The following is a 21,953-nucleotide window of genomic DNA, read 5'->3' as shown; positions in this document are numbered from 1 at the left end:
GGGGAACCGGAGAGGGCCGGGCCGCCGGGAGTTCCCGGTGGCCCGGCCCTTCGGCGTCGCACACGCCGAACGAGCGCGCCCCACAGGGGCAGGTGGCACATATGCCGCGCAGAGCACACGGGGCACAGGAGCCACATCCGTCGCGTGCGCCTCAACTCGGCGCAGCCGGCGCAGATCCCGTGCACACGCGCAGCACGAGGGCGGGGCCCCGGATCTGGATCCGGGGCCCCGCCCTGTGAACGCTGCCGACGCCTACGGCGTACTACTTACCGTGCGGCGGCCCTCAGTTGTCGTCCTCGTCGATGAGGAACCCGCGCATCGGCGAGGGGGCCTGGCCCATCGGAGACGGACCCTGCGGACGGACGGGAGCCATCGGCTGGGTCATCGCCGGGGACATCTGCTGCTGACCGCCGTAGGACGGGGCGGGCGGCACGGGCGGACCGCCCATCGCCTGGTTGCCGCCGTACGACGGGGCACCCGCGCCGGCCGGGGCCATGGAAGGCGCCGGGGACGGCGGCAGGGAGGCGGCGGCCGGGGTGCGCGGCGGGGCCAGCGAGTCGTCGGCCTGGGTCTCCAGCTGACGCAGCTGCGACTCCAGGTACGACTTCAGGCGCGTGCGGTACTCGCGCTCGAAGCCGCGCAGGTCCTCGACCTTGCGCTCCAGCGTGGCGCGCGCGGACTCCAGGGAGCCCATCGCGACACGGTGCTTCTCCTGCGCGTCCCGCTCCAGGGCGTCGGCCTTGGCACGGGCGTCACGCTCCAGACCCTCGGCGCGGCTGCGGGCCTCGCCGACGATCTTGTTGGCCTCGGAACGGGCCTCGGCGATCGCCTGGTCGGCGGTCTGCTGGGCCAACGAGAGGACACGGGCGGCGCTGTCGCCACCGGGGCCCTGACCGGGGCCGCCCATCGGGCCGCCCATGGGGGGGCCGCCCATCGGACCGCCCATCTGCTGCTGCATGGGGGGCTGACCACCCATCGGACCCTGGCCCATCGAGCCCTGACCCATCGGGCCCTGGCCCATCGGCCCCTGACCCATCGGGCCGGGACCCTGCGGACCGCCCTGACCGCCGGGACCGGCGGGCAGCTGCGGGGCACCGCTCGGCAGCTGGGGCGGACCACCCATGGGGCCACCCATCTGCTGCTGCGGCGGGCCCGATATGCCGGCGGGCACCGGAGCGCCCGGACCTCGCATGCCTTGCTGAGGCATACCGCCCTGCTGAGGCATGCCGCCCTGCTGCTGGTCCTGCTCCGGGGGTTTGCGCATGTTCTGCTGGTTCTGGGCGGCGGCACGCGTGGCGGCCGCCAGCTTGGCGCGCAGGTCCTCGTTCTCACGGAGCAGACGGGTCAGCTCGGCTTCGACCTCGTCGAGGAAGGCATCGACCTCATCCTCGTCATAGCCTTCTCGGAGGCGGACGGTCGTGAACTGCTTGTTCCGCACGTCCTCGGGGGTCAACGGCATCTCTTCACCTCAACGTAGTCGTCGGCATTCGGCAAGACGGTAGTTCACATCGCTCACAGCCGACTCACGATCCAGATCAGGATGTAGACGATGATCATCAGTACGAAGAAGGACAGGTCGAGCGCCACGCCCCCGAGACGCAGCGGCGGGATGAACCGCCGCAGGAGCTTGAGCGGTGGATCGGTGACAGTGTAGGTGGCCTCCAGAACGACCACCATCGCCTTGCCGGGTTGCCATGAGCGGGCGAACTGGAACACGTAGTCCATAACCAACCGGAAGATGAGCACGATGAGGAAGCACATCAGCGCGATGTAGACCACGTCCAGGAACACGCTCATGATCCGTGCTTCCCTCTCCCCTGTTTTCGTGCACTGTCCGGTGTTGTGTCTCAGCTCTGGTTGAAGAACCCGCCCTCTGCGATGCGGGCCTTGTCCTCCGCCGTGACATCGACGTTAGCAGGCGACAACAGAAACACCTTCTGCGTCACCCGCTCGATGCTGCCATGAAGACCAAACACCAAACCGGCCGCAAAGTCGACAAGTCGCTTCGCGTCCGTGTCATCCATCTCGGTCAGATTCATGATCACCGGAGTGCCCTCGCGGAAGTGTTCCCCGATGGTACGGGCCTCGTTGTAGGTCCGCGGGTGGAGCGTGGTGATCCGGTAAGGCTCACGTTCGGACACGACCTTGGGCATGATCACCGGCGCGCTCTTCTCCAGGGACTGACGTTCTTGTGTGATGGATGCCACGGGCGCGATTCGCGCCGGACGTCCGGATTCCGCGGACAGCGAAGCGGAATGGGACACCGGTTCGCGTGGTGCCGGCGGCTGTACCACTCGTACCGGTTCGTCCCTTTGAGGCTGATGTGATCCGTGCGACTGGTGTGACGGCTCGTGCCGTCGGTGGTCCCGCTCCGGCTCCGGGTCGAGTTCGGGCTCGAAGTCGTCGTCGGGGTCAAACCCGCGGCCGTCGTACCCATCGTCCTCCACGAGGCCGAGGTAGACCGCCATCTTGCGCATCGCGCCGGCCATGCTCTGAGTCCTCCGCTCTGTGGTGGATCGACTGACTACTGCCAAGTGCCCGCGATCCACGTGGTCGTTGTGCCGCGTTTCGGCGACATTGACCATATTTTCTGCTGTGGTCCGACTTCTTGGCGACGTTACCCGAGCCTGGGGCGGACTCCGAGTACCGCGGTGCCGACGCGCACATGTGTCGCTCCGGCCGCCACGGCCTGTTCGAGGTCCGCACTCATCCCTGCCGAGACCATGTTCGCAGCCGGATGGGCTCGGCGCAGGTCAGTCGACAAATCCATCAACCGCCCGAAGGCCTCGCGTTGACGACCGGCGTACTCCCCGGCCAGCGGGGCGACGGTCATCAGCCCGTCGAGCCGCAGCGCCGGAGCGGCGGCGACGAGGTCGGCCAACTCTTCGATCCGGCCCGGCGCCACACCGCCCCGCTCGCCTCCCGCGGCCCCGCCCGGCACCGGTGCCGCCGGGTCGGCGGTCTCCGCCGCGTCGAGCGCGACCTGGATGAGGCAGCCGACCTCGCGCCCGGCGCGCACGGCCTCCTTGGAGAGCGCCGTGACGAGCCGGGAACGGTCGACGGACTGCACGACATCCGCGTAACCGACCACAGAACGCACCTTGTTGGTCTGCAACTGACCGACAAAATGCCACATAAGGGGCAGATCCGAACAGGCGGCGGCCTTGGGCGCGGCATCCTGGTCGCGGTTCTCCGCCACATGACGCACACCGAGTTCCGACAGGATCCGCACATCGCTAGCCGGGTAGGTCTTGGTGACCACGATCAGGGTCACCTCCTCCCGCTTGCGCCCGGCGGCCGCACAGGCCGCGGCGATCCGTTCCTCCACTTTCGCCAGATTTACGGCGAGTTCAGCCCTACGGTCCGTCATGCCCCATCAGTCCAGCCACACATAGCCCGCGAGCCGCCCGGTGGCGCGGTCGCGGCGGTACGAGAAGTGATCATCCGACTCCAGCGTGCACACCGGCGACTGCCCCCGGTCGCGCACCCCGAGCCGGTCGAGCTGCGCGTGCACGCCGGCGCCCACGTCGACCGCCGGTGTGCCCCAGCTCGTCTCGGAGTGCGCCGCCGGTTCGACGGCGCTCACGTCGGCGCGCATCGCCTCCGGCACCTCGTAGCACCGGCCGCAGACGGCGGGCCCGGTGCGGGCGACGATCCGGGCCGGGTCCGCGCCCAGTTCCATCATCGCGCGGACGGCGGCGGGGACCACTCCGGCGACCAGGCCGGGCCGGCCCGCGTGGGCCGCGGCGACGACCCGCGCGACGGGGTCGGCGAGCAGGACGGGGGTGCAGTCGGCGGTGAGCACGGCGAGCGCGAGTCCGGGCCGCACGGTGACGATCGCGTCGACCTCCGGCGCCGGGCGGTCCGCCCAGGGCCCGTCGACCACGGCGACGCCGGCGCCGTGGACCTGGTTCATCCACACGACCCGTGCCGGGTCGAGCCCCAGCGCCTTGGCGGCCAGTTCGCGGTTGGTGCGTACGGCGTCGGGGTCGTCACCGACCGCTCCGCCGAGATTCAGCTCCTCGTACGGAACGGCGCTCACCCCGCCCCACCGGTCGGTGAAGGCGAAGTGCGCGCCGTTCGCGGTGTCGCGCTGTCCTATCACTTCAGGAAGTCCGGCACGTCCAGCTCCTCGGCCGCGCTGTCCGCGTAGGTCCGCGGCGCCGGGGGGATGGACGGGACGACCGGGGCCTCGTTGACCGGGAGGGGCGCGGGCTCCGGCTCCTCCTTCGGGGTCACGCTGCCGAGCGAGCCGAAGGACGAACGGCTCTCCGGCTGCCGGGCCGGGGCAGGCTCCTCGCGGCGGCCCGAGGGGGCGGCCGAGCCGAGCATGTTCTCCCGGCGGGCCGGCGGCTGGCCGCCGTCGAAGCCGGCCGCGATCACGGTGACGCGCACCTCGTCGCCGAGCGCGTCGTCGATGACCGCGCCGAAGATGATGTTGGCCTCGGGGTGGGCCGCCTCGCTGACCAGCTGGGCGGCCTCGTTGATCTCGAACAGGCCGAGGTCGGAACCGCCGGAGATGGAGAGCAGGACGCCCCGGGCGCCGTCGATGGAGGCCTCCAGCAGCGGCGAGGAGATCGCCATCTCGGCGGCGGCCACCGCGCGGTCGTCGCCGCGGGCCGAGCCGATGCCCATGAGGGCGCTGCCGGCCTCGGACATGACCGACTTCACGTCGGCGAAGTCGAGGTTGATCAGGCCGGGCGTGGTGATGAGGTCGGTGATGCCCTGGACACCGGAGAGCAGAACCTGGTCGGCCGACTTGAAGGCGTCGAGCACCGAGACCTGGCGGTCCGAGATGGACAGCAGCCGGTCGTTCGGGATGACGATGAGAGTGTCGACCTCTTCGCGGAGTTCGGCGATGCCGTCCTCGGCCTGGTTCGCGCGGCGCCGGCCCTCGAAGGTGAACGGGCGGGTGACCACGCCGATGGTGAGGGCGCCCAGGGAGCGTGCGATGTTGGCCACGACGGGCGCGCCGCCGGTGCCGGTGCCGCCGCCTTCACCGGCCGTCACGAAGACCATGTCGGCCCCCTTGAGGACCTCCTCGATCTCCTCGCGGTGATCCTCGGCGGCCTTGCGGCCGACGGCCGGGTTGGCGCCCGCGCCGAGTCCGCGGGTGAGTTCGCGGCCGACGTCGAGCTTGACATCGGCGTCGCTCATCAACAGCGCCTGCGCGTCGGTGTTGATGGCGATGAACTCGACGCCCTTGAGACCGACTTCGATCATCCGGTTGATGGCATTGACACCACCGCCGCCGACACCGATGACTTTGATGACTGCGAGGTAGTTCTGCGGTGCTGCCACGTCGAAGGCCTCTCGCCTCGATTACGTGTCGCCGCCTCGCGGCCGTGCCGCGATCCGACGACTGATGCCGAATGGGACGGTCCGAACGCCGACCCGAACCCTAACGCTGAAGTTTAGGGTTACCAGTGTGCCTGTTCCTTGGACTCTTCCGAACAGGACACTAAGTCGACAAGTGGCGCACGTTCAACGAACACGCCGAACCTCCCGTTTTTCTTTTCACCCTATGTGATCAGCCATAGCAGTGCCCACCCAGGGTGCTGGCCTGCACTGATGTGCGTCAACTTCCTGCCGACGCGGGTGCGGTGGGAACCGTGACGTCGAAGTGCCGCGCATCGGGCGCGGCTTTCATGAGCGCGGTGAGCGTGCGGGCCTTCGCCGCGCCGTTGTCGGCACTCCCCCACGCGACGGTGCGGCCGTCGCTCAACTCCAGCGAGATGTCGTCATAGGAACGGACCTTGAGGGTCCGGGTGGTATGGGCGACGGCGGCCGGAATGTCGGCGGCGACCTGCACGGCCTCGCGCACCAGCCCGTCGACGCCGAAACGCCGCAGGCTGGCCGCGGCCGAACCGGGCCGGGACACGGTCAATTCCAGTACGGGAACGCCTTTCGGCGCCTGGGGAACCGTGGCGAATCGGACACCTTCGTCGTCCACTTCGATGAAGTCCTTGCCCTTCTCCATGACCAGAACCGGAGTGCGCTCGGTCAGCTTCAGGCCGATTCCGTGCGGCCATGACCGGACGACGTCGACCGTGTCAATTCGCGGCAGTTTCCTGCGCAGTCGGGCCTCGATCGCATCGGTGTCGACCGACACCAGCGGCGCCCCGACCGGAACGGCCGCGACCGAACGCACCTGTGCGGGCGTCAGCACCCGGGTCCCGGAGACGGAGACCCGTTCCACGCGCAGCCACGGCGAGCCGTACAACAGCCAGACGGAACCGCCCCCGAGGAGCACGGTCGCCACCGCCAGAATGACGATCCTACGAAGGCGGGGCCTCTTCGACCGCCGGACGGGCGGCGGGCCGGACAACTCCTGCTGGCGTTCACCGCGCTCGGCGGTGGTCGGTCCGGCCACGCTTGCTCCCTGTCTTGGCTCGATTCGCTCCGTCACTGGCGACGGTGCGAGGCGATCGCCTCGTACACCATGCCGACGAGCAGGTCGTCGGCGTCCCGGCGGCCGAACTCGGCGGCGGCGCGGGACATCTCGTACAGCCGGTGCGGATCGGCGAGCACGGGCAGCACGTTCTGCTGCACCCACTCGGGCGTGAGTTCCGCGTCGTCGACGAGGAGCCCGCCGCCGGCCTTCACCACCGGCTGGGCGTTCAGGCGCTGTTCGCCGTTGCCGATGGGCAGCGGGACATAGACGGCCGGGAGTCCGACGGCGGAGAGTTCGGCGACGGTCATCGCGCCCGCGCGGCAGAGCATCATGTCGGCCGCGGCGTACGCGAGATCCATCCGGTCCACGTAACCTACCGGAATATAGGGGGGCATTCCCGGCATCTGGTGGACCTGAGGTAGTTCGTTCTTCGGGCCGACCGCGTGCAGGATCTGGATGCCGGCCTGCTGGAGCCAGGGAGCGACCTGCTGGACCACCTCGTTGAGGCGGCGGGCGCCCTGCGAGCCGCCGGAGACGAGCAGCGTGGGCAGGTTCGGGTCCAGGCCGAACAGCGCGCGGGCCTCCGGGCGCGCGGCGGCGCGGTCCAGCGTGGCGATGGAGCGGCGCAGCGGGATGCCGATGTAGCGGGCGCCGCGCAGCTTGCTGTCCGGGGTGGAGACGGCGACCTGGGCCGCGTACCGGGAGCCGATCTTGTTGGCCAGGCCGGGGCGGGCGTTGGCCTCGTGGATCACGATCGGCACGCCGAGGCGCTTGGCGGCCAGATAGCCGGGCAGGGCGACATAGCCACCGAAGCCGACGACGGCGTCCGCCTTGGTGCGCTCCATGATCTGCTCGGCCGCCTTGATGGTGCCGCGCAGCCGGCCCGGGACGGTGATCAGCTCAGGGGTGGGCTTGCGCGGCAGCGGTACCGCGGGGATCAGCGCCAGCTCGTAGCCGCGCTCGGGGACGAGCCTGGTCTCCAGGCCGCGCTCCGTGCCCAGGGCCGTGATCCCCACGGTCGGGTCCTGCCTGCGCAAGGCGTCCGCGAGGGCGAGCGCGGGCTCGATGTGGCCCGCGGTGCCCCCGCCGGCGAGTACGACATGCACCGAAATTCACCGCTCTCCGGACGAACGCGCCACCGAGGCACGCCGTCGCATCGTGTTCCATCTCCGAGGCTCCCGGCCGAAGCCGGAGGCCCCCGCCCGCTTTCTACCAAAGCGAGGTTGCCGCAGCGCAAGCGCCGCTCGCGCACCGGGCTCGTCGCGCGCGAAGGCGATCAGCAGCCCGATGGCGAACATGGTCGGCAGCAGGGCGGAGCCTCCGTAGGAGAACAGCGGGAGGGGGACGCCGGCGATCGGCAGCAGGCCGAGCACCGCACCGATGTTGATCACTGCCTGGGCGGTGATCCAGGTGGTCACGCCTCCCGCGGCGTACCTCACGAAGGGGTCCTCCGTGCGTCCGGCCACGCGGATACCCGCATAGCCTAGAGCCGCGAAGAGGGCCAGCACCGACAGTGTCCCCGCAAGGCCCAGTTCCTCACCGGTGACGGCGAAGATGAAGTCGGTGTGAGCTTCGGGGAGTTGGCCCCATTTCTCCACGCTCGCACCGAGGCCCGAGCCGAAGAGTCCGCCGGAGGCGAGGGCGTAGATGCCGTGCACGGCCTGCCAGCAGTCGGTGACGCCCTCCTTGGGTTCCGTGGCGCCGATGCAGGCGAGCCGGGCCATCCGGTTGTCGCTCGTCTTGATGAGGATCACACCGAGCGTGGCAGCGACCGACAGCACGCCGACGAACAGCCGGGTCGGCGCCCCCGCGAGCCACAGCAGCCCGAACAGGATCGCCGTCAGGATGATCGCCGTTCCCATGTCGCCGCCGATCATGATCAGCCCGAGCAGCAGGAAGGCGACCGGGACGAGCGGCACCAGCATGTGCTTCCACTGGGTCAGCAGCTTCTTGTCCTGCTTGCGCGCGATCAGGTCGGCACCCCACAGCACCAGCGCGAGCTTGCCGAACTCGCTCGGCTGGATCTGGAACGAGCCGCCGAGGGCGATCCAGTTCTGGTTGCCGTTGACCGCCATCCCTATCCCGGGCACCTGCACCAGGGCCATCAGGAAGACGGCGCCCGCGAGGATCGGGTAGGCCAGCGCCCGGTGCAGCTTCACCGGCATGCGGGAGGCGGCGAGCAGCAGCCCGCCGCCGAGGACGGCGGCCAGGAACTGCTTGCGGAAGAAGTACGACCCCGGCAGCGACAGCTGCAACGCGGTGATCTGGGAGGCCGAGTAGACCATCACCAGACCGAGCACGGTGATCAGCAGGCTGCCGCCGAGGATCAGATAATACGCGGTGAGCGGCCGGTCCAAGGCCTTCTTCGCGCGGCTGCGCAGCCGGCGCATCGGGTTGTCCCGGGAGGCTCCGGGGGGCGCGGGCCGCCGTACGGACCGCTGCGCCGGCGGACGGCCCGTGCGGCTACCGGACATCGCCGGCTCCTGCCCGGCCGCGGGGGCGCCGTCCGCCGGGGGGCGCCCCGGTCCGTCCGGGCGCTGGCAGCCACATCCGAGTCACGCGTCCCTCCATGGGGGTCCCGAAGCACCCGCTGTGGCCGGGACCCGCCGTCAGGCGCCCGCGCCGAGTTCGCGTACGGCCTCCGCGAACGCGTCACCGCGCTTGTTGTAGTTGGTGAACATGTCCATGGAGGCACAGGCCGGGGCGAGGAGCACCGTGTCGCCGGGCCGCGCGAGCCGCTTCGCCTCCTGGACCGCCTGGAGCATCGCCCCAGTGTCGGTCCGGTCGAGGTCGACGACGGGTACTTCCGGCGCGTGTCGCGCGAGGGCTTCGCGGATCAGGGCACGGTCCACGCCGATCAGGACCGCGCCGCGCAGCCGCGCCGCCGCCCCGGCGACGAGTTCGTCGAAGACCGCGCCCTTCGCGAGGCCGCCGGCGATCCAGACGACGGACTCGTAGGCGGCCAACGAGGCTTCCGCGGCGTGCGTGTTGGTGGCCTTGGAGTCGTCGATGTACGCGACGCCGTCCACGTCGGCCACGTGCGCGATGCGGTGGGCGTCCGGGGTGAAGGCCCGCAGGCCGTCCCGTACGGCCTTGGCGGGCACGCCGAAGGCGCGCGCGAGGGCCGCGGCGGCAAGGGCGTTGGCGACGTTGTGCGGGACGGGCGGGTCGATGTCGGAGACCTCGGCCAGTTCCTGGGCGGCGCGCTGCCGGTTCTCCACGAAGGCGCGGTCGACCAGGATGCCGTCCACGACGCCGAGTTGGGACGGGGCCGGGGCGCCGAGGGTGAACCCGACGGCCCGGCAGCCCTCCTCGACGTCCGCGGCGCGCACCAGGTCCTCGGTGGCCTTGTCGGCCACGTTGTAGACGCAGGCGACCCGATTCCCCTCGTAGACACGGCCCTTGTCGGCGGCGTAGGCCTCCATGGAGCCGTGCCAGTCGAGGTGGTCCGGTGCCAGGTTCAGGACGACGGCGGAGTGGGCGCGCAGCGAGGGCGCCCAGTGCAGCTGGTAGCTGGACAGCTCCACGGCGAGGACGTCGTACTTCTCGTCGCCGAGGACCGCGTCGAGCAGGGAGACGCCGATGTTGCCGACGGCGGCGGTGCGCAGGCCCGCCGCCTCCAGGATGGCGGCGAGCATCCGCACGGTGGTGGTCTTGCCGTTGGTGCCGGTCACGGCCAGCCAGGGCGCGGCGTCGGGGCCGCGCAGCCGCCAGGCCAGCTCCACATCGCCCCAGACCGGCACGCCGGCCCGCTCGGCGGCGGTGAACAGCGGCTTGTCCGGCCGCCAGCCGGGCGCGGTGACGATCAGGTCGGTGCCCTCGGGCAGGGTGTCGCCGTCACCGAGGCGCACGGTCACGCCCAGCGCGGTCAGCTCGGCCGCCTGGGCGCGGGCCCGCTCGTCGTCGCCGTCGTTGACCACGGTGACCTGCGCGCCGAGGCCGTGCAGCACCTTGGCCGCCGGGACACCGGAGACGCCGAGTCCCGCGACGGTGACGTTCCTGCCCTGCCAGTCGGTCACTTGTCCGCTGCCCATCCCGCATAGAAGAGGCCCAGTCCGACAATCACACAGATACCTTGAATGATCCAGAAACGGACCACCACAAGGACTTCGGACCAGCCCTTGAGTTCGAAGTGATGCTGGAGTGGCGCCATCCGGAAGACCCGCTTCCCGGTGAGCCGGAAGGAGCCGACCTGGATGACCACCGACATGGTGATGAGCACGAACAGGCCGCCGAGGATGGCGATCAGCAGCTCGGTGCGGGAGCAGATCGCCAGGCCCGCGAGCACACCGCCGAGCGCCAGCGAACCGGTGTCACCCATGAAGATCTTCGCCGGCGAGGTGTTCCACCACAGGAAGCCGAGACAGGCACCCATCAGCGCGGAGGAGACGACCGCGAGGTCCAGCGGGTCGCGCACCTCGAAACAGGCGTTGGGGTTGGTCAGGGTCGTCGCGTTGGCGCAGGACTCCTGGAACTGCCACACGCCGATGAACGTGTACGCGCCGAAGACGAGCACGGAGGCGCCGGTGGCGAGGCCGTCGAGACCGTCGGTGAGGTTCACGCCGTTCGACATCGCGAGGATCATGAACAGCGCCCAGACGACGAACAGCACCGGGCCGATCGTCCAGCCGAAGTCGGTGATGAACGACAGCTTCGTGGAGGCCGGGGTGTTGCCGCGGGCGTCCGCGAACTGGAGCGAGAGCACCGCGAAGGCGATACCGCCGAGCAGCTGACCCGCCATCTTCGCCTTCGCCCGCAGACCCAGCGAGCGACGCTTGACGATCTTGATGTAGTCGTCGAGGAAGCCGACCAGGCCCATGCCGACCATCAGACCGAGCACGAGCAGGCCCGAGTAGGTCGGCGCCTGGCCGGTGATGACCTTGGACAGGAAGTACGCGGCGACCGTCGCCAGGATGAAGGCGATACCGCCCATCGTCGGCGTACCGCGCTTGCTCGCGTGCTCACGCGGGCCGTCGTCGCGGATGTACTGGCCGTAGCCCTTGCGCGCGAGAAGCTTGATCAGCAGCGGGGTGCCGATCAGGGTCAGGAAGAGACCAATGACTCCTGCGAACAGGATCTGCTTCATCATCGGGCGGCAACCTCACCCTCGGCGCCGGTCTCCAGCAGCGCCGTGGCGACGCTCTCCAGACCCACCGAACGGGACGCCTTCACGAGCACGACGTCCCCTGGGCGCAACTCGCTGCGCACCAGGTCGACCGCCGCCTGTGCGTCGGACACGTGCACCGACTCCTCACCCCACGAACCCTCGTTATATGCGCCCAGTTGCAGCCAGGACGCTTCCCTGCCCCCGACCGCGACGAGCTTGCTGACGTTGAGCCGGACGGCGAGCCGCCCGACCGCGTCGTGCTCGGCGAGCGCCTCGTCCCCGAGCTCGGCCATCTTGCCGAGCACCGCCCACGTCCGCCGCCCCTTGCCCATGGCTGCCAGCGCGCGCAGGGCGGCCCGCATGGACTCGGGGTTGGCGTTGTAGGCGTCGTTGACGATGGTCACGCCGTCCGGGCGCTCGGTGACCTCCATCCGCCAGCGGGAGAGGGTGCCCGCCTCGGAGAGTGCGATGGCGATCTCTTCCGCGGACATGCCCAGCTCATGAGCGACGGCGGCCGCGGCGAGCGCGTTCGACACGTGGTGCTCACCGTACAGGCGCATGGTCACATCGCTTGCACCGGAGGGTGTGTGAAGCCTGAAGGAGGGCTGTCCGCTGTCCGTGAGTCTCACGTTCTCGGCGCGTACGTCCGCTTCGCCTGACTCTCCGAAAAGGATCACCTTCGCCTTCGTACGGGAGGCCATGGCCCGTACGAGGGGATCGTCGGCGTTGAGGACCGCCGTGCCGCCGTCCGCGGCCGCCGGCAGCGCCTCCACCAGCTCGCCCTTGGCCTGCGCGATCTGCTCCCGGCCGCCGAACTCGCCGATGTGGGCGGTGCCGACGTTGAGGACGAGGCCGACCTTCGGCGGGGTGAGGCCGGTGAGGTAGCGGATGTGGCCGATCCCGCGGGCGCCCATCTCCAGCACGAGGAACTTCGTCTCCTCGGTGGCCGACAGGGCGGTCAGCGGCAGCCCGATCTCGTTGTTCAGGGAGCCTGGCGTGAACACGGTCGGCGCCTTGTTGCGCAGCACCTGCGCGAGAAGGTCCTTCGTGCTGGTCTTGCCCGCCGAGCCGGTGAGGGCCACGAGGATGGCGCCGAGGCGGGCCACGACATGCCGGGCGAGGGCGCCGAGGGCGGTCTGGACGTCCGCGACGACGATCGCGGGCACGCCGACGGGGCGCGACGCCAGCACGGCGACCGCGCCCGCCTCGACGACCGCTGCCGCGAAGTCATGGCCGTCGACGTGCTCGCCGACGAAGGCGGCGAACAGGCTGCCGGGCTCCACCTCGCGGGAGTCCCGGACGACCGGCCCGGTGACCTGGACGGACGGATCCGGTATGTCGTGCGTCTGCCCGCCGACGACTGCTGCGATCTCGGCGAGGGAGAGGGCGATCACAAGTTCATCCCTGGGTCTGCTGGATAGCTTCGCGAAGCACCTGGCGGTCGTCGAAGGGACGGACCACCCCGGCGATGTCCTGGCCCTGCTCATGGCCCTTGCCCGCGACCAGCACGGTGTCCCCGGGCCGCGCCCGGCCGATCGCCGCGGCGATCGCGGCGGCCCGGTCCTCGAAGAGCAACACCTCGCCGCGCTCGTGGGCGGGCACGGACGCCGCGCCTTCGAGCATGGTGGCGAGGATCGCCAGAGGATCCTCGGAGCGGGGGTTGTCGGAGGTCAGTACGGCCGTGTCGGCGAGCCGGGCCGCGGCGGCGCCCATCGGGGCGCGCTTGGTCCGGTCGCGGTCGCCGCCGCAGCCGAGGACGACGTGCAGCCGGCCCTTGGTGACCTTCCGCAGGGCCTTGAGGACCGATTCCACGGCGTCGGTCTTGTGGGCGTAGTCGACGACCGCGAGATACGGCTGCCCGGCGTCCACGCGCTCCAGCCGGCCGGGCACACCCGGCACGGCGGCGACGCCGTCGGCGGCGGCCTGCGGGTCGAGGCCCGCGGCGGCGAGCGCGACGACGGCGGCGAGGGTGTTGGCCACGTTGAACGGGCCGGGCAGCGGCGACCTGGCGGCGATCCGCTCGCCCCGCGGGCCGAGCACGGTGAACGTCGAGTCCAGGGGGCCGATCCGCACGTCCTCGGCGCGCCAGTCCGCGTCGGGGTGACCCTCGGCGGAGTAGGTGACGACCGGGACGCCGGCCTCCGCGGCGAGCCTGCGGCCGTACGCGTCGTCGGTGTTGATCACGCCGAGCCTGCTGCGCGCGGGCGTGAACAGCTGTGCCTTGGCCCGGAAGTAGTCCTCCATGTCGGAGTGGAACTCCATGTGCTCCGGGCTGAGGTTGGTGAAGACGGCGACATCGAAGACGCAGCCGTCGACCCGGCCGAGGACCAGGGCATGGCTGGAGACCTCCATGGCCACCGCCTCGACCCCGCGTTCGCGCATGACGGCGAACAGGGCCTGCAGGTCGGTGGCTTCGGGGGTGGTGCGCTCGGACTTGATGCGCTCGTCGCCGATGCGCATCTCGACCGTGCCGATCAGTCCGGTGGACCTGACCGTGCGCAGGCCGCCCTCGACCAGGTAGGCGGTGGTGGTCTTGCCCGAGGTGCCGGTGATGCCGATCTGCAGCAGGTCGCGGCCCGGGTCGCCGTAGATCGTGGCCGCGAGCGCGCCCATCCGGGCGCGCGGGTCGTCGGCCACCAGAACCGGCAGGCCGGTCGCGGCGGCGCGCTCGGCGCCCGCCGGGTCGGTCAGCACGGCGACCGAGCCGAGGCCGGCGGCCTGGGTGACGAAGTCGGCACCGTGCACGCGGGCACCGGGCAGGGCGGCGTACAGGTCGCCGGGGCGGACGGCGCGCGAGTCATGGGTGATGCCCGTGACCTCGGCGGTACCGGCCGGCGCGGCGGCACCCAGCTGATCGGCGAGCTCCGCCAGGGGTGTGGCGGCGACCTGAACCGGTCGTGGCGGCCCCGGACACGTCACGGATGCGCCCTTCTGGGTGGTTTGGGACTGATCAGCGTGTGGCACGGCGGTGAGCGTACCGGGCGCGGCCGCCTCGGAGCGAAGCGAGGTCGCGGGCGGTGCGTGGTTCCCGGGGTCGGGAGTGTTCGTTGTCACGGGCTGGTTCCTGGTGGTCGTTCCCGGAAGTGCTGATCAGGGCTTGTAGGTCACGGGCAGATTGGCGGCCTTGGCACCGGTCGGCGGGACCTGGAGGGTCTTCAGCGCGAACTCCATCACCTCCTTGTAGATGGGCCCGCAGATCTGGCCGCCGAAGTAGCTGCCGGAGGTCGCGTTCTGGATCGCGCAGTAGACGGTGACCCGAGGGTTGTCCGCGGGTGCGAACCCGGCGAACGACGAGGTATAGCCGCGGTACTTTCCGGTGGCCGGATCCACTCGGTTGGCGGTACCAGTCTTGCCCGCAACCCGGTATCCGGGGATGCGGGCCTTGGCGCCGGTGCCCTGCTCGTCGTCGACGACGGACTCCAGCATCTGGGCGAGGGTCTTGGCCGTCTTCGCGCTGACCACCCGGGTCTTCTCGGGCTGCGGGGCCGGGGCGAAGCGCCCGTCGGCCCCCCGCTCGCCGCGCACCAGGGTCGGCTCGATACGGACGCCGCCGTTGGCGATCGTCGAGTACACGGAGGCGGCCTGCAGGGCGTTGATGGAGACGCCCTGGCCGAAAGGGATCGTGTACTGCTGCGACGTCGACCAGTCGCCCGGCGCGGCCAGGATGCCCTTGGTCTCACCGGGGAAGCCGAGCCCGGTGTAGCTGCCGATGCCGAACTTGCGCAGGTAGGAGTAGAGGACCTGGTTGGCCGCCGGCTGGGTCTTGCCGAGCTGGCCGGTGGCCAGGATGGTGCCGATGTTGCTGGACTTGGCCAGCACGCCGTTGAGCGTGAGGTACCAGGTCTCGTGGTCGATGTCGTCCTGGAAGAGCCGGTCGCCGCGGTGCAGCCGGTTGGGCACCTCGACGTGGGTGAGCGGGGTGGCGGCGTCCTCCTCCAGCACCGCCGCCATCGACATGACCTTCGCGGTGGAGCCGGGCTCGTAGGCGTCCTGGAGGGCCGCGTTGCCCATCAGCGACGCGTCGGCCTTCGACAGGTCGTTGGGGTCGAACCCGGGCGAGTTGGCCATGGCGAGGATCTCGCCGGTGCGGGTGTCCTGGACGATCACATAGCCGCGGTCGGCCTTGGACTTCTTGACCTGCTTGGTGATGGCGTTCTGGGCGGCCCACTGGATGTCGCGGTCGATGGTCAGCTCGATGTCGGAGCCGGGCACCGCGGGGGTCTCGGTGGAGCCCGCGGTGGGCACCTGGCGGCCGCCGGACTGGGCGTAGCGGATCTTGCCGTCCTTGCCGGCCAGCCGCTTGTTCAGCTGCTGCTCGATGCCGCCGCCGCCCTTGCCCTCGGCGTTGACCCAGCCCAGTATCCCGGCGGCCAGGTCGCCGTTGGGATACACGCGCTGACTGCTCGGGTCGGAGAAGACCCCGGCGAGCACGTTGACGGTGGACTTGTCCTGCTGGGCCTTGGTGGCGAGCGCGCGTCTGAGGTCCTTGATCTGTTTCCAGACCTGCGGGGTCTGCCGGCCGGCGAGCTTGACGTAGCGCAGCTCCTTGTTGGCCGGGCGCAGCTTGCGGACCAGGTCGGCCTGGTCCTGTCCGAGGATCGGCGCGAGGAGCGCGGCGGCCTGCTCGGGGCCGTCGTCGATGCCCAGCTGCTTGCGGGTGAACATCGTCGGGTCGGCCGTGATGTCGTCCGCGTCCTCGCTGACGGCGAGGGAGACGCCGTTGCGGTCGGTGATCCCACCGCGCTCGGCGGTCAGGGTGTGCACCACGTAGCGGTTCTGCTCGGCCTTCGCGGCGTACGCGCTGGCGTCGACGGCCTGGACCTGGAGCAGCCGGACGACGAAGGCGATCAGGACGAGAGTCAGGGCGAGGCTGACCATGCGCAGGCGGGGGCGCGGGCTGCCCAGCCGGAGGGCCGAAGGGCCGGGCCGGGGCGGGATCGGACGCCGGGCCGGGCGGGCCCCCGGGCCGGGCGGCCGCCGGCCGCCGGACCCGCCGCGGTGCGGTTCGCCGGACCGGGCTCGGTGCGGATCGCCGGACCGGGGGCGGTGCGGGTCGCCCCGGTCCGCGCGGGTCCGGGGCGGTACGGGCTTGGCGGGGCCGGGCACGCGGCGGCGCGGCGGTTCCCTGTCGGACACTTCCGTCACCTGCCGGGGGTCGGGGTCGAGACGGACCGGGGGGCGGAGGAGGGCGCGGCCGGCGCCGAGGCGAGGGACGCCGGGGCGGTCGGACCGGCCGTCGGGGTGGCCTGGGCCGCGGCCTGGCCGGACGGGCTCACGCGCGGGGAGTCCGGACCGGCGTACGGGACGACCGGGCTCGCGCCGGGGGCGGCCGGGCTCGCACTGGCACCGGCGGTGGTCAGCGCCTCCGGTGGCCGCGGCGCGGGCGAGCGGACCGCGGACTGCCGGGCGGCGGGGCTGGGGACGCCCTTGACGGTGCCGTCGCGGCCGAGGAAGGCCGGGTCGCCGCCGGGCACCATGCCGAGTTCACGGGCCCGCCGCTGGAGGGCGTCGGGCGCGGAGTAGGCGTCGATGTCGCGCCGCAGGGCCTGCTCCTCGTCGGTGAGGCTCTTCGTGCGCTTCTGCAGGTCGTCGAGTCGGAACGAGCCTTCGCTGAGCGCCGAGTTCAGCACGAGCAGACCGATGAGTCCGCCGCCGAGGAGCAGAACCACCAGGAAGACGAACGGGGTGCGGGCCGCCCGGGCGCGGCCGGCCGGGAAGAGCCGGGCGAGCCGGGCGGCCCTGCCCTTCAGCTCGGGGTTCCTACCCACATGTCCTCCGGTGCGTCCGGGGACCCGACTCGCTCACTCGGCGTCCTCCCTGATGCGCTCGGCCCCGCGCAGCCGCGCCGGGGCCGCCCGGCGGTTCTCGGCGACCTCTTCCTCGGTGGGAAGTTCGGCACCGCGCGTGAGCAGCTTGAGCCGGGGCTGGTAGCGCTCGGGCACGACCGGCAGCCCGGGCGGCGCGGTGGCGGTGGCACCGGCCGTGAACACCTGCTTGACCAGGCGGTCCTCCAGCGACTGGTACGACAGGACGGCGATCCGGCCGCCCACGGCGAGCGCCTTCACCGCCGCTGGTACCGCCCGCTCCAGGACACCCAGTTCGCCGTTGACCTCGATGCGCAGCGCCTGGAAGGTGCGCTTGGCCGGGTTGCCGCCGGTGCGCTTGGCGGCCTGCGGCAGCGCGTCCCGGATCAGCTCCACCAGGCGCGCGCTGGTGCTGAAGGGCTCCTTGTCGCGCTCGCGGACGATCGCGGCGACGATCCGCTTGGCCTGCTTCTCCTCGCCGTAGGCGCGCAGGATCCGGACGAGTTCGCCGGGCGGGTAGGTGTTGAGGACCTCGGCGGCGCTTGTCCCGGTCGACTGGTCCATGCGCATGTCGAGGGGGGCGTCCTGGGCGTAGGCGAAGCCCCGCTCGGCCTCGTCGAGCTGCATGGAGGAGACGCCGAGGTCGAAGAGGACGCCCTGCACGCGCGCGATGCCGAGCCGGGCCAGGACGTCGGGGAGCTCGTCGTAGACGGCGTGCACGAGGGTGGCCCGCTCACCGAAGGGCGCGAGCCGCTGCGTGGACAGGCGCAGGGCCTCCTTGTCGCGGTCGAGGGCGACGAGCCGGGCCTCCGGGAACCGGGCGAGCAGCGCCTCGCTGTGCCCGCCGAGGCCCAGGGTGCAGTCGACGACCACGGATCCCGGCCGCTCCAGGGCGGGTGCCAGCAGGTCCAGGCACCGCTGGAGCATCACCGGGACGTGTCGACTCTGGCTCAAGGGGCCCTCTCAGATCCGGCGCGGGCCGCACGCACCGCCGGGTCCCCGCCCGCTCGTGAAGGGGAGGCCTGCCGGCGCCGGAAGCGTCAGCCGGCCGGGAGCGGGAGGAGGCCGAGCCGTACGTACGCGCCGCGCACGTGGGGAGACGGTCCGCGCGCGTGCCGGGGTCTCCAGGTGAATTCAGTCCAGCGGGGAGAGACTCGCCTCCCGCTTCGCGTCACTTTAGTCCACGGTGTCGCGCGGTCAATCAACCGGCCTGCGCGTCGCGGACCCCACTCGGGCCGGGTCGCAATCCGGGAAGAATCACCCGTACGACTCAGCTTTATCCTCCGTGTGGGTTAACTCACACCAAGCAATGATGACGTTCTTTGTCCCGCTCATAGCAGGACCGCTCGCCAGGTGACCAGTAACGTCGTGAGTATGACGACTTCTGCAGCAGTTCCCGCCGGGTCCGAGGGCGCCATAACGGGCAAGGGCACCGTGACGGACCGACTCGTGGAGGCCAATGGGCGGTACGCCGCCGCGTTCACCGACCCCGGGATGGACGCCCACCCTGTTCTGCACGTCGCGGTCGTGGCCTGTATGGACGCCCGGCTGGACCTGCACGCCGCGCTCGGCCTGGAGCTCGGCGACTGTCACACCATCCGCAACGCGGGCGGTGTCGTCACCGACGACGTGATCCGCTCCCTGACGATCAGCCAGCGGGCCCTCGGCACCCGCAGTATCGTCCTCATCCATCACACCGGCTGCGGCCTGGAGTCCCTCACCGAGGAGTTCCGGCACGAACTGGAGATGGAGGTCGGCCAGCGCCCCGCCTGGGCGGTGGAGTCCTTCCGGGACGTCGACCAGGACGTACGGCAGTCCATGCAGCGGGTGCGCACCTCGCCGTTCCTGGTGCACACCGATGACGTGCGCGGCTTTGTGTTCGACGTCAGGTCGGGCCTGCTGCGCGAGGTCGACCCCGCCTGAACGGGCCGGCCGCCCCGGGGACACCCGACGTCCGAGGGCGAAAAGGCCGGTCGAAAGGGCGGCAAGGCCGACATAGTGCCGGCAGTTGTCCACAGGCGAGTGACACGAATCGGTAACGGCAGCAAGAATGCGGGGTGTGACGTCACGCGGAACTATTCCCGCGTGGTGTCCGTGTTTCGGGGTGGGCCGGTCCGCAGCGCAGAGCGACGGCCCGGAGTGAGAACGGGCCGAGGAGGGCCGGGTGACGACCTATGACGAACGAGCGAGCCTCACTGATCTGACCGCCACTGTGGAGCGTGTCCGCAGTTCGGTGGAAGGAGTGATCGAGGGCAAGCCCGAGGTCGTACGGCTTTCGCTGACCGTACTGCTCGCCGAGGGGCATCTTCTGATCGAGGATGTCCCCGGCGTGGGCAAGACGATGCTTGCCAAGGCGCTGGCGCGGTCCATCGACTGCACGGTGCGCCGTATCCAGTTCACGCCCGACCTGCTGCCGTCGGACATCACGGGTGTGTCCATCTGGGACCAGCAGCGCCGAGACTTCGAGTTCAAGCCGGGCGCGATCTTCGCGCAGATCGTGATCGGCGACGAGATCAACCGGGCCTCGCCCAAGACGCAGTCCGCGCTGCTGGAGTCGATGGAGGAGCGGCAGGTCACCATCGACGGGCAGACCTATGAACTGCCCAGCCCCTTCATGGTGGTGGCCACGCAGAACCCGGTCGAGATGGAGGGCACGTATCCGCTGCCGGAGGCCCAGCGCGACCGCTTCATGGCCCGCGTCTCCGTCGGTTACCCCAGCGCCGAGGCCGAGTTGCAGATGCTGGACGTGCACGGCGGCGCCTCACCCCTGGAGGACCTCCAGCCGGTGGCCCACGCGCACGAGATCGTGAAGCTGGTGGAGGCCGTCCGCGGGGTGCACGTCGCGGAGACCGTCCGGCGCTACGCGGTCGACGTGGTCGCCGCCACGCGCACCCACCCCGATCTGAGACTCGGCGCCTCCCCGCGCGCGACGCTGCATCTGCTGCGCGCGGCGAAGGCAGCCGCGGCCCTGGCCGGCCGGGAGTACGCGCTGCCGGACGACATCCAGGCCCTGGCCGTGGCGGTCCTGGCGCACCGGCTGCTACCCACCGCCCAGGCCCAGCTCAACCGGCGCACGTCGGAGCAGGTGGTCCAGGAGATCGTGCAGCGCACTCCGGTGCCCGCCGCGCCGCAGCAGAGCGGCTTCGGCGGACTGGGTGCGACCGCGTACGGCCAGCAGCCGCCCCGGAGGCTGTGATGAGCGGCGGGGGGACCGGGCAGCCGGAGACCGAACGCGACGACAAGGGCGGTGTCCGCACGGCGCTGGCCGGGCTGACCACGCGCGGCCGTTCGTTCCTGGCGGCCGGTGTCGCCGCCGCCATCTGCGCCTACGTGCTGGGGCAGAGCGATCTGCTCCGGGTCGGGCTGCTGCTGGCCGCGCTGCCCCTCATCTGCGCGACGGTCCTCTACCGCACGCGCTACCGGGTGGCGGGCAGCCGCCGGCTCTCCCCCTCGCGGGTGCCCGCGGCCGGCGAGGCCCGGGTCCATCTGCGCATGGACAACGTCTCGCGGCTGCCCACGGGCCTGCTGATGCTCCAGGACCGGGTGCCGTACGTGCTCGGGCCGCGGCCCCGCTTCGTGCTCGACCGGGTGGAGCCTGGCGGTCGCCGGGAGGTGTCCTACCGGGTCCGGTCCGACCTGCGGGGCCGCTATCCGCTCGGTCCGCTGCAACTGCGCCTGACCGACCCGTTCGGGATGTGCGAGCTGACCCGCTCCTTCTCGACGCACGACACCCTGACGGTGATCCCGCGCGTGGAGGCGCTGCCGCCGGTGCGCTTCAGCGGCGAGGCGAAGGGGTACGGCGACGGGCGGCAGCGCTCGCTGGCCCTGGCCGGCGAGGACGACGTGATCCCGCGCGGCTACCGGTACGGCGACGATCTGCGCCGTGTCCACTGGCGCTCCACCGCGCGCTACGGCGAGCTGATGGTGCGCCGCGAGGAGCAGCCGCAGCGCTCCCGGTGCACGGTGCTGCTGGACACCCGGGGCATCGCCTTTGCGGGCGCGGGCCCGGACTCGGCCTTCGAGTGGGCGGTGTCCGGCACCGCATCCGTGCTGGTGCACATGCTCGAACGCGGCTTCTCCGTACGCCTGTTGACGGACACCGGCAGTTCGGTGCCCGGGGAGGGCACCGACGGGTTCGCCGGCGCCAGCCAGGAGACGGCGGACTCGGCCGGGATGATGATGGACACCCTCGCCGTGATCGACCACTCGGACGGCGCGGGCCTGTCCCGGGCCTACGACGTGCTGCGCGGCGGCACCGAGGGGCTGCTGGTGGCCTTCCTCGGCGAGCTGGACGAGGAGCAGGCCGCCATGGTGGCCAAGATGCGCCGGCGCAGCGGCGGCGCCGTCGCCTTCCTGCTGGACCCGGACGCCTGGGCGCGGGAACCGGCGGACGCGCCCGCACCGGGGAACGGTCAGGCGGACCGGCTGCGGCAGCTGCGGGAAGCGGGCTGGACGACCGTGAGCGTGCCGCGCGGCGCCTCACTGGGCGAGCTGTGGCGCCAGGCGGACCACGAGCGCACGGGCGCGGCCGCGCTGAGCGGCGGGGAGGCACGGTCATGAACGGTGGCAGGACGCGACCGGCACGGACACGGCCGGCACGGTCGCGGCTGGGCGGGACACGTCCGGGCGTGGCCGTGGTGCGGGCGCC

The 21,953-nt window shown here is 71.3% G+C and carries 19 protein-coding genes; 3 read left to right on the top strand and 16 right to left on the bottom strand.

Annotation, left to right across the window (positions count from 1 at the left end):
- Positions 1–283: 283 nt before the first annotated feature.
- The 16 genes from CTZ28_RS04755 to rsmH all read right to left on the bottom strand — a co-directional run bounded on the left by CTZ28_RS04755 (position 284) and on the right by rsmH (position 18,259).
- Positions 284–1,459 (bottom strand): DivIVA domain-containing protein, encoded by a 1,176-nt coding sequence (locus CTZ28_RS04755; RefSeq protein ID WP_121887941.1) that lies wholly within the window; start codon positions 1,457–1,459, stop codon positions 284–286.
- A gap of 53 nt (positions 1,460–1,512) precedes the next feature.
- On the bottom strand, positions 1,513–1,797 hold the full coding sequence (locus tag CTZ28_RS04750) for a YggT family protein (protein ID WP_121887940.1): 285 nt from the start codon (positions 1,795–1,797) through the stop codon (positions 1,513–1,515).
- Positions 1,798–1,847: 50 nt separating this feature from the next.
- Positions 1,848–2,489 carry a cell division protein SepF gene (locus CTZ28_RS04745; protein ID WP_121887939.1) on the bottom strand — a complete coding sequence of 214 codons (642 nt, stop codon included), beginning with the start codon at positions 2,487–2,489 and terminating at the stop codon, positions 1,848–1,850.
- Positions 2,490–2,617: 128 nt separating this feature from the next.
- Positions 2,618–3,370 carry a YggS family pyridoxal phosphate enzyme gene (locus CTZ28_RS04740; RefSeq protein WP_121887938.1) on the bottom strand — a complete coding sequence of 251 codons (753 nt, stop codon included), beginning with the start codon at positions 3,368–3,370 and terminating at the stop codon, positions 2,618–2,620.
- 6 nt (positions 3,371–3,376) lie between these two features.
- Positions 3,377–4,105, bottom strand: a complete 729-nt coding sequence (pgeF, locus tag CTZ28_RS04735) for a peptidoglycan editing factor PgeF (protein WP_121887937.1) — start codon at positions 4,103–4,105, stop codon at positions 3,377–3,379.
- A complete protein-coding gene (ftsZ, locus tag CTZ28_RS04730) occupies positions 4,102–5,301 on the bottom strand; it encodes a cell division protein FtsZ (RefSeq protein WP_121887936.1) in 1,200 nt (399 codons plus the stop codon). The genes pgeF and ftsZ overlap by 4 nt, the downstream gene beginning before the upstream one ends.
- A gap of 277 nt (positions 5,302–5,578) precedes the next feature.
- On the bottom strand, positions 5,579–6,373 hold the full coding sequence (locus CTZ28_RS04725; RefSeq protein ID WP_121887935.1) for a cell division protein FtsQ/DivIB: 795 nt from the start codon (positions 6,371–6,373) through the stop codon (positions 5,579–5,581).
- A 32-nt stretch (positions 6,374–6,405) separates the two neighbouring features.
- Entirely contained in the window at positions 6,406–7,500 is a 1,095-nt protein-coding gene (gene murG, locus CTZ28_RS04720) for an undecaprenyldiphospho-muramoylpentapeptide beta-N-acetylglucosaminyltransferase (RefSeq protein ID WP_121887934.1), read from the bottom strand.
- 6 nt (positions 7,501–7,506) lie between these two features.
- On the bottom strand, positions 7,507–8,868 hold the full coding sequence (gene ftsW / locus CTZ28_RS04715; protein WP_121887933.1) for a putative lipid II flippase FtsW: 1,362 nt from the start codon (positions 8,866–8,868) through the stop codon (positions 7,507–7,509).
- Between the two features lie 135 nt (positions 8,869–9,003).
- Positions 9,004–10,428, bottom strand: coding sequence for a UDP-N-acetylmuramoyl-L-alanine--D-glutamate ligase (gene murD / locus CTZ28_RS04710; protein WP_183154267.1), 1,425 nt, complete (start codon positions 10,426–10,428; stop codon positions 9,004–9,006).
- Entirely contained in the window at positions 10,410–11,480 is a 1,071-nt protein-coding gene (mraY, locus tag CTZ28_RS04705) for a phospho-N-acetylmuramoyl-pentapeptide-transferase (RefSeq protein ID WP_121887931.1), read from the bottom strand. The genes murD and mraY overlap by 19 nt, the downstream gene beginning before the upstream one ends.
- Entirely contained in the window at positions 11,480–12,895 is a 1,416-nt protein-coding gene (locus CTZ28_RS04700) for a UDP-N-acetylmuramoyl-tripeptide--D-alanyl-D-alanine ligase (protein ID WP_121887930.1), read from the bottom strand. The genes mraY and CTZ28_RS04700 overlap by 1 nt, the downstream gene beginning before the upstream one ends.
- A gap of 4 nt (positions 12,896–12,899) precedes the next feature.
- Positions 12,900–14,555, bottom strand: a complete 1,656-nt coding sequence (locus CTZ28_RS04695) for a UDP-N-acetylmuramoyl-L-alanyl-D-glutamate--2,6-diaminopimelate ligase (RefSeq protein WP_398655275.1) — start codon at positions 14,553–14,555, stop codon at positions 12,900–12,902.
- 36 nt (positions 14,556–14,591) lie between these two features.
- Positions 14,592–16,637 (bottom strand): peptidoglycan D,D-transpeptidase FtsI family protein, encoded by a 2,046-nt coding sequence (locus tag CTZ28_RS04690; RefSeq protein ID WP_310887589.1) that lies wholly within the window; start codon positions 16,635–16,637, stop codon positions 14,592–14,594.
- A gap of 5 nt (positions 16,638–16,642) precedes the next feature.
- Complete coding sequence (gene ftsL / locus CTZ28_RS04685) at positions 16,643–17,269, bottom strand: cell division protein FtsL (RefSeq protein ID WP_121887928.1); 627 nt, start codon at positions 17,267–17,269, stop codon at positions 16,643–16,645.
- A 33-nt stretch (positions 17,270–17,302) separates the two neighbouring features.
- Positions 17,303–18,259 carry a 16S rRNA (cytosine(1402)-N(4))-methyltransferase RsmH gene (rsmH, locus tag CTZ28_RS04680; RefSeq protein WP_121887927.1) on the bottom strand — a complete coding sequence of 319 codons (957 nt, stop codon included), beginning with the start codon at positions 18,257–18,259 and terminating at the stop codon, positions 17,303–17,305.
- 420 nt (positions 18,260–18,679) lie between these two features.
- Between rsmH and CTZ28_RS04675 the strand changes: the two genes are divergently transcribed.
- The 3 genes from CTZ28_RS04675 (at position 18,680) to CTZ28_RS04665 (ending at position 21,865) form a co-directional block, all read left to right on the top strand.
- Positions 18,680–19,228 carry a beta-class carbonic anhydrase gene (locus CTZ28_RS04675; protein ID WP_121887926.1) on the top strand — a complete coding sequence of 183 codons (549 nt, stop codon included), beginning with the start codon at positions 18,680–18,682 and terminating at the stop codon, positions 19,226–19,228.
- Between the two features lie 241 nt (positions 19,229–19,469).
- On the top strand, positions 19,470–20,501 hold the full coding sequence (locus CTZ28_RS04670; RefSeq protein WP_121887925.1) for an AAA family ATPase: 1,032 nt from the start codon (positions 19,470–19,472) through the stop codon (positions 20,499–20,501).
- Complete coding sequence (locus tag CTZ28_RS04665; protein WP_121887924.1) at positions 20,501–21,865, top strand: DUF58 domain-containing protein; 1,365 nt, start codon at positions 20,501–20,503, stop codon at positions 21,863–21,865. Before CTZ28_RS04670 ends, CTZ28_RS04665 begins: the two co-directional genes overlap by 1 nt.
- The last annotated feature ends 88 nt before the right edge of the window (positions 21,866–21,953 follow it).

The sequence above is a fragment of the Streptomyces shenzhenensis genome, from assembly GCF_003688995.1.
Lineage (GTDB): Bacteria > Actinomycetota > Actinomycetes > Streptomycetales > Streptomycetaceae > Streptomyces > Streptomyces shenzhenensis_A.
Note: the sequence above shows the minus strand (reverse complement) of the source record. Positions and strands in the feature narration are given on the sequence as shown.